This is a genomic window from Cohaesibacter gelatinilyticus (assembly GCF_900215605.1).
Taxonomy (GTDB): Bacteria; Pseudomonadota; Alphaproteobacteria; order Rhizobiales; family Cohaesibacteraceae; genus Cohaesibacter; species Cohaesibacter gelatinilyticus.
In genome coordinates, this window is the sequence record NZ_OBEL01000002.1 from 203,709 (window position 1) to 216,257 (window position 12,549).

The window sequence follows — 12,549 nt, forward strand, 5'->3', positions numbered from 1 at the left end:
GGGTTTTCATATCCGCCATGTCGAAAATACTATGTATTGAAGACAATTCTGACCTTCGTACCGATCTTGTCGAAGAAATTGCCGAGGCTGGTTATGATGTTCTGGAAGCATGTGATGGTCAGGAAGGCCTGGAAATGATCCTTGAGCATAAACCCGACCTGGTTATCAGCGACATTACAATGCCACGGAAAAACGGTTGGCAGCTTGTTGCAGACCTGCGTGAGAACCATCCCGAATTCGACGGCCTTCCTGTGGTCTATCTGACGGCACTTTCAGATGAAAAGGACATGTCCAAAGGGCTGGATCAAGGTGCTTGTGGCTATTTTACGAAACCGATCGATTATGATCAATTGCTGGATAAGCTTGAGGAGCTTTTGTGAAGATCGAGGTGGGTCAATAACGGAATTTAGAAATGGATTTTGGATTAGATATACTTGGTATTCGATTCCTGACAGGTAATCTGGATTTGATGATCCCGTATGCCGCAAGATATTCCATCCCACTGGTTCTACTGTCATATCTGTTCGCATTTGCAGGCTCTTTTGCAGGACTGACCGTATGCGGTCAGATCCAGATGGCCAGCAAACGCAACGAAAGATTGTTGTGGCTCGGACTTGGGGCTGCGGCAATGGGGTGCGCCGTCTGGTCCATGCATTTCGTCGGCATGCTCGCCTATCAGCTGCCCTTTTCTGTTGCATATGCATTAAACCAGACACTGATTTCTGCCATTCCATCAATCGGTGCCAGTCTGGTTGTCCTGTTCCTACTCAGTCGCGAAACAGTCAGTTGGAAATCCATCCTGTCAGGAGGCGCGATTACAGGTGCCGGAATCGGAGCAATGCATTTCATCGGCATGGATGCAATGCGTGCAAATGCATCCATGGGATATGATCCTGTGCTTTTTGCCGTGTCGATTGCCGTAGCGGTGGTATTGGCGATTATTGCTCTGTCCGCCCGAACAGAAATCAGGAAATTTTTCCCGCAAGCCAATACCATATGGTCGAATACTATAGCGGCAGCCACTATGGGCGTCGCCATCTCGGGAATGCATTATACCGCAATGCTGGCCGTGACCTTCTATGAAGGATCCTTGTGCGCGCGCCCTGATCAGACCATTGACGGCGATATCATATCTCTGGTCGGCATCGGAATATTGTTCGCATTTCTGATGCTTGTCCTTTTTGCCTCGGTCGCACGCAGAATGACGGCCAAATCCGCCTTGCTTTCCGCGATCATGAATAACAGTCTGGACGGAATTATTGTTTCAGACACCTATGGAAAAATCACTCTCGGCAACAATGCCGCAAAGAAAATGTTCGGTCTTGAACAGGATGAGTTGACAGGTCGGGATTTTGCTACCCTGTTTATGTCGAACAATTCCGAGGCCAGAGAGGAGAAGATATCTTCGATCTTCGACGGTGACATAGACTCCATGGCCTCGGCAGGGCAAACTGTGGAAGTGATCGGGCATCGTCTGGATGGCACACGGTTTCCTGCCGAAGTCGGTCTGGTGAAAGTGCCTCTTGAAGACGAAAGTGTGATATCTGCTACCATTCGCGATATTACACCCAGAAGAGCGCTCGAACAGGCTCAGAGGCAAGCCTATTCGGAAGTCTCCACTGCCTTGCAGCAACAAACCGAACTGAACGAATCCCAGCGACAATTCATTGCAATGGCCTCCCATGAATTCAGGACACCACTGGCAGTGATCGACTCCTCAGTTCGTCGATTGCTGCGTAAAAAAGACAATTTGACAACGGAAGAATTGCTGAAGCGGACGGGCAGGATCACTTCAGCTGTCACTCGCCTGATCGCATTGATGGAGAGTACATTGTCAAGCTCACGGCTCGATTCAGGCAAGCTTGAAATTTCTCTGTCTCCCTGTGACATCACCTCCATTGTCAATGAGGCTTGTATTCGTCAGCAGGACGTTACCCCAGACCGGCAAATAATCCGCGATCTGACGGATTTTCCATCAGAAATACAGGCTGATGCTACCGCATTAGACCAGATTATCACCAATCTCCTGTCCAATGCCGTAAAATACTCGCCTGATGCGAGCGACATTATTGTCAAAGGCTGGAGCGATGAGAACAATGCCTTTGTTTCGGTCCGTGATTTTGGCCTTGGCATTGACGAAGAGGATCAAAAACAATTGTTTACCCGATTCTTTCGGGCCAAAACCGCCGAGGGAATAGAAGGCACCGGCATCGGTCTGCATCTGGCAAAAGGCCTTATTGAAGAGCATGATGGAACTCTTGAGGTCACAAGCAAGATCGGCGAAGGCAGCACTTTCACCATAACCTTGCCTGCCGCGAGTTAGGCCGTAGACTCACAAATGCGGTGAATTTGGTAGAGGCAAGTCTTTCTGCTCACAAAAAGAAATAAGAAAGGCTTCATTCATTTACTTCTTCATGCAAGAAAATCAACATTTCAACCAAAACAACAATATATAAATACTAGATAAATATAAAAACTTATATTTATAATATATATTAAAATTTATTGAAAATAAAGAATATACCTCCTGCATTAACTCATAATAAAAACTCATTAGATAGTATTATGAATTCAAAAAAAAATACCAACCAATCACTGCATTCTTTAACTCCAATTTAGTTATAAGCCACTACTATGAAAGCAACTTGCAACTAGAAGGGTGGTACCATGTTGCTTTCTCGATTGACGCTGTTTTGGAAAATTTCCATACCGGCTTTTATTCTATTCTTCTTCATGATGGCCCTGACTGCTCTGAATTTGAACGAGCTCTGGCATACAATGCAGGAAGAACGCGTCACAGGATTGAAACATATCATCCAATCCGCCAAAACAGCCGTCACCGTTGTCCAAAAGCAGGAAAAAGCAGGACTCTTCTCACGTCAAGAAGCCCAAATCCGCGCCAAGGCCGCACTGGAGCAGATCCGCTATGATGACGGCGTCGGCTATGTGTTTGTCTTTCACAAAGACGGCACCAATCTGGTACATCCAAACAAGGCCTTGCAGGGCACCAATCTTTTGAATGTCAAGGATTCGCGTGGCAATTATATTACACGTGATCTGATAACCCTGTCAGAACAGGGTGGAGGGCGTTATACTTATCTTTGGGAGAAACCCAACGGCGGCACCCCCATCGAGAAAATCAGCTGGGTGGAAGCCATCCCTGAATGGCAATGGGTATTGGGCACGGGCATCTATACTGACGATCTGAAAGCCGCCTTCCACGTCCATGCCGCCAAGACAATCGGCCTGACCATTTTCGCCTTTGCCTTTGCCGGTTTCGTGTCCTATCTGGTGATCCAATCCATTTCCAAACCCATGGGCGAGTTGATCCGCAATATGGGTCAATTGGCTGCAGGTGAGAGTAACATCGCGGTCGAAGGCCTGAGGCGACAGGATGAAGTGGGAAGAATGGCTCGAGCCATTCGGATTTTCATCGCAAATGAGAACCATCGCAAGACTCTCGAAGGCCAATTGCAACAAACGATGAATGAAGTCAGATTCAACCGCGATCTACTCATAAATGCAGTCGATGTCATCAATGACGGCATCATCATTTTTGATGAAAGTGATCGACTGATCCTTGCCAATCGACTGATGCTGGAGCTCTATCCTTCCCTTTCCGAACATCTGGAGAAAAAATCCACAATAACCGAACTCGGAATAGAAGAGCTCCCCTCCCCTGGCCTGACCGGCAAGGATGAATTCGAGCCGTCACCTTCCTACAGCTGCGAAAAAGAGCTGCATAATGACAAATGGTATCGGATTGAAAAGTCCCGCACGTTGGATGGCGGTTCCATTGCCGTCTTCTCCAATATCACGGAATACAAGAAGCAGAATGTTAAGCTGCAAGGCCAGACATCGGAGCTGGTAAAGCTTTTGCAGAAGGAAATGGCACTCGCTGAAACGCAACGCGAATTCGTCACCATGGCCTCTCATGAATTCAAGACACCGCTAACTATCATCAATGGAAATATTCGCCGCATTGAAAAGCGGGTAGAAGACATAACACCAGACCGGCTACTGGAGCGCACCGCCAACATTCAAAATGCTGTGCAACGCATGCAATTTCTCATCGAACGCTTCATGTCCTTCTCCAGTGACGAAATCGAGGGTGTCAAAATTCAAGCCAAGTCAATCAATTTGCAACATTGCCTCAAACAGCTTTGCGAGGGCTATTGTGAGGCAGAGGAAGATGCTGTCATTCATTGCAATGTAGACAATCTGCCAGAAGAGTTCCTCGCAGATGAAGTCTTGCTCAATCAGTGCCTGTCAAACATCATTCTCAACGCCGTGAAATATTCAGCCCCCCGCTCTCCAGTAAGAGTTGAAGGGCAAGTCGATGACAAATACGTCACCATCACGGTTCAAGATCAGGGCGTCGGCATTGCCGAGGATGAATTACCCAGTATTTTCAAGAAATATTTCCGCGCCTCTTCCGGGCTCAGCCGCGCTGGCACCGGCATCGGATTGCATTTTGCAAAGATGGTGCTGGACGAGCACGGCGGCAACATCAAAGTGGAAAGCACCCTTGGCAAAGGATCCTGTTTCAACATCCTGCTACCTGCTTCGCTCATAGGGGCGCAGGATGAGAATACATCCAATCTGACAAAGCAAGCATCATAGGAGAAGGTTATGAATGAAAAAATTCTCTGTGTTGAAGATGAACAGCTCATTTTGGATGATATCGCCGATGAGCTGGAAGACAATGGCTATGAGGTCATCAAGGCTAACAATGGCAAGGAAGCCATTGAGATACTGAAATATGATTATGTCGATCTCATTCTCTCCGATGTCATGATGCCGCTGATTGATGGCTACAAGCTTTTGGAGCTGGTTCGCGAAAGATTACCCCAGCATGATGAGACACCTTTCATCTACCTGACTGCCAAATCCTCGCGCGAGGACGAGATCAGGGCCAAGAGTCTCGGAGTAGATGACTTCATTCGAAAACCAATTGATTATGACCTGCTTCTCGCAACACTGAAAGCAAGATTGGCACGAAACAGGAAGATCAAGGAGACCAACGAGTCCCGGCTGAAGAAGATTTACTATTCCATGAAAGAAGATCAGGGTTTCAAGGAGCCGTTGAGCATCTCAATCGTGGCAAAATCACATGACTTTGTCAGTCCCATTGAAAGCGCCTTGAACCAGCTTGGTTGCCTCGTGGAGTTCATATCGGAATCCCATCTCAAAGTGCGTAAGGACAGCATACAGCAAAATGACCTTTGCTTCATGGTCTATAGTAAGATCGTGCATTATTATCTCAGTGGAATGATCAACCAGAAAACCACTCATAACCGGGGTCGAACAGTGCTGATGTGCAATGGTCAAACCGATGAAAATCTGAAAAGTGCCTTCACCGAGCAAGGCATCGGCACCATCATTGAACATCCATACCCACCGGTTGAAATTTTCAAAACGGTACTGGATGCCACCAGAAACAAGGCACGTTGAACAAGGTTGCACTTGCACTGACAGCACTGATCATCAGGATCGCATCAATCAGCGATCCCGAAATTGTGCTGTTTCACTTTCCAGCCAAGATCGAAATCGTTTGATCTTGACCGCGTTGCGACGGCTCTCGGGATAGACCAGCCAATATCCGCAGCCATCATAGCCAACCTGCTCGAAGGGCTGAACCAGAAGTCCGCTTTCCAGCTCGCTTTGAAAGAAGGTCGGTGTCAGCATCGCCACACCATGTCCGGCTACCGCCGCACCAGCCTCCACGATCTGAGGCGCAAAATGCTTCTCCGAAGAAGAAACAATGGCAGCATCATTCAACCCGACCAAAGACAGCCAGTGCCGCCACCAGGCATCCCCTTCAGATAGGATGGGTAATTTCAGCAGATCTTCAGGCGAAGAAAGCTCACCCGCTTCATCAATAAGTTTGGGCGAAAGCATGGGAGTGAATACCGCTGGAATCAGAAGATGACTGCACAATCCATTCCATTCGCCATAACCACCGCGGATAGCGGCATCAAACTCGCTGGTCGCAAAATCTACCAACGTTTCCCCAACTTCCATCCTCACGGCAATGTCAGAATGCGCCATATGAAACGTTCCAATTCTCTGAGCCAGAAAACTGGTCGCAAAGGTTGGAATGACACTGATCGACAATGTACCCGCATTGGTTCCTTGGGCGTCACTATAGGCATCTGACAGAATATCGAGCGCAGCAGAAGATTGCTGAAACAATCTGCGACCAACTTTGGTGAGCTGCACACCACGCGCAACGCGCTCAAACAGGGCCGCCCCCACCCTCTCTTCCAAAATCTTGATCTGATAGCTGACTGCAGCTTGCGTCATACCCAACTCCGTGGATGCGGCCGTAAAAGAGCTGTGTCGGGCGGCTGCATCAAACACACGAATTGCACTCAAAGGAGGAAGGTTTCGAGCCATGAGGTATAAATTCTCCTTATGTTTGATGCTGATATTAAATTTGTTATCCCGCGACATATGCACGATGTCAATAAAGAAGATGACGCATATACGCATCACCAATTTTATCATAGAGGCTTCATATGTCCCCGTTTTTACTAACAATAAAGCACCTTTTACGTAGAATAAAACTCTCCACAAAAGGGCAGCGCACCAAACATTCCGATATCAATCAACTATCGCAGCATTTGAAGAAAGACATAGGCTGGGATAATGAGTTGATTATCCGCAGATTCGACCATCAGCGTCCAATTGTGGTCCGGGATATCGTCTTTCGATTTGATCGCTAGCAATGCAAGACATCAAACAGACTGCATGAATCTGCAAACTGGTAGTGAGTTGCAATAGCGATAATGTACTGATATGCCTGAAAGCAGCGGCACCCCTGAAAACTTCTCTGGTCAAATCGGGGAGTTCTAAATTTCGCAATAGTTGGCTGGATGATCTCTGCTCAAATTGACCAGACCACTTTGGGATAAAACCCGGCTGGAAAGCTGAGCCAATGTGATCATGACAGGCGCTTGATATTGGCAGCGGGATCAAAACAGGCAAGGTGATGCAGGCTCACGCAGAATTCAAAGATAAAGACGCTGAAGGTGACGCCCCGGAATTTGGCCCTTGGTTGTCTCAAGCCTCCATACTCATTGTCGATGATGAACCCGGCATGCGAAATTTTCTGGTCAAGACATTGAGCCCCCGGTGTCGTCGGGTGGTAGAGGCCTGTAACGTTGAGGAAGCATCCCGGCATCTGGATAGCAACCAATTCGATGTGGTTATTCTGGATAACATCATGCCCGGCAAATCCGGCGTGGAATGGCTCAACGAGCAGCGCAACATCGGCTTTTTTGCAGATGCCATCCTGATCACAGCCTTTGCCGATCTGGAGACAGCCATACAAGCGCTGCGGGCGGGGGCGGTGGATTTTGTACTGAAACCGTTTCGATCAAATCAGATTCTAAACGCCGTAGCGCGATGTCTTGATAGACTTCACTTGCAAAAAGAGAATTTTCTGCTTCGTCACGAATTGCTTTCAGAAACGAACGAAACACTGAAGCGCAGCCGAATTATCGGCCAATCTCCGGCCCTGCAACAGGTTCGGGAAACCCTCGCCCGCGTAGCTCCCATGCCCACATCCGTGCTGATCACGGGGGAATCAGGAACCGGGAAAGGAGTTGCCGCCCGCATGCTTCATTCCGTCTCCGACCGCGCAGAGAAACCATTTGTTCCGGTAAATTGTGCAGCCATTCCCTCCGAAATGATCGAGAGCGAGCTGTTCGGACATCTCAAGGGGGCTTTCACCGGTGCAGATACCCGACGCGATGGTTTATTCCTTTACGCCAACGAAGGCACTCTTTTTCTCGATGAAGTTGGAGAATTGCCCTTGCCCATGCAGAGCAAGCTGTTGCGAGTGATCGAGGACAAGAAAATCCGCCCCTTGGGATCTGAGCGCGAAATCCCGATCAATGTGCGTTTTGTCTTTGCGACAAATGTTGATTTGGCCAAAGCGGTTGAAGAAGGAAAGTTCAGAGCGGATCTTTTCTATCGAATGAATGTGGTGAACGTTGATATGCCGCCCTTACGCGAGCGCAAAGGCGATGTCGTAGAATTAGCCGAAATGTTCATGCACAAGCTTTCACGCGATCTGGGTGTACCCGCATTATCGCTTGAAGCTCCCATACGCCATGGCCTCACCAACTATGACTGGCCAGGAAATGTACGCGAATTACGAAATCTCATCGAGAGATCGCTGATTTTGGGAGAATTCCCGTCTGAGTTTGACAACGAGGAAGGGGAAGATACAGGCGCAAACGAAAACTCTCTGAAGTCGGTCGAGCGACGCCATATCCTATCTGTGCTGGAAGCATGTGGAGGCAATCGAGCAGAGGCAGCACGTCGCCTTGGAATTTCTCGTAAAACCATCGACCGCAAATGCGAACAATGGAATGTCTGAACTTGCGGACAATCAGTCTCTGACGAAGTCTTCAGCCACACGGCCTGGTAAGGAGCGCTCGGTTCGCGTTCGCCTTCTGGTCATTGCGCTCCTGCCGATGCTGGTGGTCATGCCTGTTCTGCTGGGCGTTGCAGTAACGCGCTGGGCCAGCAAATTCGACAATCTTCTGATTACCAAAGTGAATGGTGATCTCACCATCGCCCATCAATATCTGTCCCGCATACTGGAAAACAGCGGAGAAAAAATCCAGGCGCTGGGCGCATCAGCAACATTCTCCCGAAACCTGAATATGGAGATCAGTGACCTGAATCTCAACCAATACCTGAACGAGAGCAGGAAAGCGCTTGGGTTTGATTTTCTCTATCTGGTCGATCTTGAAGGAACTACCCACGCGGCTTCTCTATCACGCAGATCCGAACGACCAGCAAATGACTGGCCGGTTATAATATCCGCACTCAACGGACAACCATCAACGGCCATCGACATATTCAGCGCAAAAGACCTCACAGCTTTATCACCTGATCTCGCGCAACGAGCACGGCTCGATCTTGTACATACCCGCGCCGCCATTCCCACAGATCGCACGGTAGAAACGAGAGGCATGATGGTTCATACGGCAACCCCGGTGGAATTTGGGACCACAAAAGCCGCATTGGTTGGTGGCATTCTCCTCAATCGGAACCTCGCATTCATCGATACCATCAACGATCTTGTCTACCGTCAGGCCAGCCTGCCTGCTGGCAGCCAAGGCACAGCAACCTTGTTCATGGAAGATATTCGTATCAGCACGAATGTCCGCTTGTTTGAAAATGTACGCGCCTTGGGCACACGCGTTTCCGCAATTGTACGGTCGACTGTTCTGGACGAGGGACGGGTGTGGCTGGATCGAGCCTTTGTTGTGAACGACTGGTACATATCTGCCTATGAGCCAATCGTGGACAGTTACGGCAAACGGGTCGGCATGCTCTATGTCGGCTTCCTCGAAGCCCCGTTTAAGGCCGCCAAATATACATCCCTGATCGCAATTGCCGTGGCATTTCTGCTGGTCGCTGCCATCTCGGTCCCGATCTTCCTGCGCTGGGCACGGAATATATTCAAACCTCTGGAGCGAATGGCACTCACAATCTCACGGGTGGAACAGGGAAATCTGGGCGCACGGACAGGCCCGGTGAACAGCGGCGATGAAATCGGAAAAGTCGCACATCACCTGGATACGCTTTTGGAGCAACTACAGGAACGTGATCGCGATCTTCGCGACTGGGCATCAGAACTGAACACGCGCGTGGAAGAACGCACACGAGAACTGAAAGAAGCCAATCAACGGCTGGAAGCCACCACGCAACAACTCGTCATGTCAGAAAAATTGGCTGCAATAGGAGAAATCACAGCAGGCGTCGCTCACGAAATAAACAATCCCATCGCTGTTATTCAGGGAAATCTCGATGTTATCCGAGAAGCACTGGGATCTAAGATCAGGGAAAACCAGACCGAATTCCGCCTGATTGACGAGCAAATCCATTGCATCAATCTGATTGTCAATAAACTGCTTCAATTTGCGCGGCCGGACGAGTTTGCCGGATTCGTTGATCGGCATGCGCCGGACGATGTTCTGACCGACTGCTTGTTGTTGGTTCAGCATCTGCTGGGCAAAGCCGAAATAGAGATCATCAGGGACGAAGGCACGCAATGCCTTGTCTTGATGAGCCGCACCGAGTTACAGCAGATATTGATCAATCTCATTGTCAACGCCATTCATGCAATGCCTGATGGTGGCACATTGACACTGCGAACCTATGATCAACTCAAGGACAAGATTCCCGGACTGATAATTGAGGTAACAGATACGGGAGGCGGCATGTCCCCGGAAATTTTGAAGAAAGCATTCGACCCCTTCTTTACAACAAAACGAGAGGAAGGGACCGGCCTTGGCCTTTCAATCAGCCAAACGCTTCTCAGCCGTTATGGTGGACATATCTCAGCCAAAAGCACTCAAGGTCAGGGAACAACTTTCTTTGTCTGGATACCTGAAGCTGACTGACAACAGAACCGGTTCGCTCTCCCCTGCTATCTGGACAATTTATCCATATCGCCCTCCCGAAGTTTGGTCAAACTGGACATTTTGTCCCTTCTGATTTTCCAAATCCCCATAACTCATTGATTTTTAGACACCTCCTCTTTTGGCACAGGTCTTGCTGACCAAATGGTCATAACAAAAGAGCGTTTTGGCTTTTGCCAACGCCAGGACCAGGAGGAAACGACGACCATCCGGCATATGACCGGACGACCCATTTCTTTATGAAACAAAAAAGAACAGCAACAGTTGACGTGTCCCATAACGTCAACCGTGGCACCGTTCAAACAGAACAATAATCAATATAAGCAATCTAGGGGGGCATTTTTAAAAATGGCCGATTCCAATTCATCTCAGAACGGCATGTTTTCTTTCTTGATGAAAGAAAACATTGTCGCCAAACCCGGTTATAACAGGTGGCTGGTACCACCTGCATCAATCGCAATCCATCTATGCATCGGTTCAGTTTACGCCTGGAGTGTTTTCAATCCGGCACTGGTCAAGGAACTGGGCGTCGTCACCAGTGCAGCTGACGACTGGAGCCTCAGTAATGTTGTCTGGATCTTCTCAGTCGCCATCGTCTTTCTTGGGCTGGCCGCAGCCATTGCCGGTAAATGGCTCGAAGATGTCGGCCCTCGTTGTGTCGGCGTAACATCAGCCTTCCTTTGGGGTGGTGGCTTCATCCTTGGTTCCTTTGGCATTCTCTCCCACCAACTCTGGTTGGTATATCTGGGCTATGGCGTACTGGGAGGATGCGGCCTCGGGCTTGGATATGTTTCACCGGTCTCCACCCTCATTCGCTGGTTCCCGGACCGGCGCGGAATGGCAACGGGAATGGCCATCATGGGCTTTGGAGGCGGCGCCATGATCGGCGCTCCCCTCATTGCCTTTCTATTGAAAACCTTCTCCACCGCACCGACCTATCTTGGCACCGAAGGCTCTTTGAGCATCATCACTGAAGGCGGTCGTCGCTTTGCACAAACCGCGACCGGCAAGGTCGAGGTGGTCATCGCCAGTGCAGCAGAAGCCGCAAAAATGGCGGTTCCAGGGGATGCTGGCGTCTATGTTGTCGGAACAGGGAACACCGGCGCTGCCGCAACGTTTCTGACCTTGGGCATCGTTTATTTCAGTGTGATGATGATAGCTGCTTTCTGCTATCGCGTTCCAGCAAAAGACTGGAAACCGGAAGGTTGGACACCTCCGGCAAAAGCTGAATCTGCAAAACGCATGATTACAAGCAATAACGTTCATATCGACCAGGCGCTTAAAACACCACAATTCTGGCTACTCTGGATCGTGCTTTGCTTCAATGTGACCGCCGGCATTGGCGTAATCGGTGTTGCAAAAACGATGATGGGCGAAATTTTCGGCACCACCCTGCCCGGCGTCGTAACCGCAACATTTGCAGGCACATATGTCTTGATGATATCGGTCTTCAATATGTGTGGCCGGTTCTTCTGGGCTTCGATGTCCGATTTCATCGGGCGGAAAAACACCTATCATTGTTTCTTTGTGCTTGGCACGCTGCTGTATCTGTCCATTCCATTCACCGCATCGGCAGTGAGCGCAGATCCGTCGATAACATGGCTGGTGATGTTCTACGCCGCTACGATGATCATCTTCACAATGTATGGCGGCGGGTTCGCTACCATTCCGGCCTATCTGGCAGACGTGTTCGGAACGATGCATGTCGGTGGCATACATGGACGTCTCCTGACGGCATGGGCAACAGCAGGTGTCCTTGGACCCTTTGCAATCACATATCTGCGAAATCTGTCTTTACAGGACGCCATCAGGGACATCGCCGCCAAGGTCAGCCCCGCAGACTTTGAAGCAAAATTTGGAGCCCCTCTGTCTCAGCTCTCCGAATTGGTCACGGCCAAATCCGTAACCATCGCAAAGCTTATGGAAATTGCGCCTGCTGGCACGGTGGATCCAACACCCAGCCTGTATAATACGACGATGTATGCCATGGCTGCCTTGCTGGTAATTGCATTTTTCGCAAACCTGTTCGTGAGTGCCGTGCGTGACCATCATCACGTCGAGATAACCCATAAAGCAGAAGCACCAGCAGAATAGGGAACAACCG

The 12,549-nt window shown here is 49.4% G+C and carries 8 protein-coding genes; 7 read left to right on the top strand and 1 reads right to left on the bottom strand.

From position 1 onward, the window contains the following. Positions 1-17: 17 nt before the first annotated feature. From CRO57_RS10995 to CRO57_RS11010, 4 genes are all read left to right on the top strand, one after another. Positions 18-380: a response regulator gene (locus tag CRO57_RS10995; protein WP_097153500.1), complete on the top strand. Its 363-nt coding sequence runs from the start codon at positions 18-20 to the stop codon at positions 378-380. A gap of 32 nt (positions 381-412) precedes the next feature. Beyond that, positions 413-2,323, top strand: a complete 1,911-nt coding sequence (locus tag CRO57_RS11000; RefSeq protein WP_097153501.1) for a sensor histidine kinase — start codon at positions 413-415, stop codon at positions 2,321-2,323. A 344-nt stretch (positions 2,324-2,667) separates the two neighbouring features. Then, a complete protein-coding gene (locus tag CRO57_RS11005) occupies positions 2,668-4,623 on the top strand; it encodes a cache domain-containing protein (protein WP_097153502.1) in 1,956 nt (651 codons plus the stop codon). Between the two features lie 9 nt (positions 4,624-4,632). Beyond that, entirely contained in the window at positions 4,633-5,454 is an 822-nt protein-coding gene (locus CRO57_RS11010) for a response regulator (RefSeq protein WP_097153503.1), read from the top strand. 48 nt (positions 5,455-5,502) lie between these two features. On the opposite strand, the gene CRO57_RS11015 is transcribed toward CRO57_RS11010, so the two are convergent. Next, positions 5,503-6,399, bottom strand: a complete 897-nt coding sequence (locus CRO57_RS11015; protein ID WP_097154038.1) for a LysR substrate-binding domain-containing protein — start codon at positions 6,397-6,399, stop codon at positions 5,503-5,505. Positions 6,400-6,994: 595 nt separating this feature from the next. On the opposite strand from CRO57_RS11015, the gene CRO57_RS11020 reads away from it, so the two are divergent. The 3 genes from CRO57_RS11020 (at position 6,995) to CRO57_RS11030 (ending at position 12,539) form a co-directional block, all read left to right on the top strand. Further along, the gene (locus CRO57_RS11020) at positions 6,995-8,389 is read left to right on the top strand and encodes a sigma-54-dependent transcriptional regulator (RefSeq protein WP_097153504.1); all 1,395 of its coding nucleotides are present in this window, start codon (positions 6,995-6,997) and stop codon (positions 8,387-8,389) included. After that, entirely contained in the window at positions 8,382-10,427 is a 2,046-nt protein-coding gene (locus tag CRO57_RS11025; RefSeq protein WP_097153505.1) for a sensor histidine kinase, read from the top strand. Before CRO57_RS11020 ends, CRO57_RS11025 begins: the two co-directional genes overlap by 8 nt. 366 nt (positions 10,428-10,793) lie before the next feature. Next, entirely contained in the window at positions 10,794-12,539 is a 1,746-nt protein-coding gene (locus tag CRO57_RS11030; protein ID WP_097153506.1) for an OFA family MFS transporter, read from the top strand. The last annotated feature ends 10 nt before the right edge of the window (positions 12,540-12,549 follow it).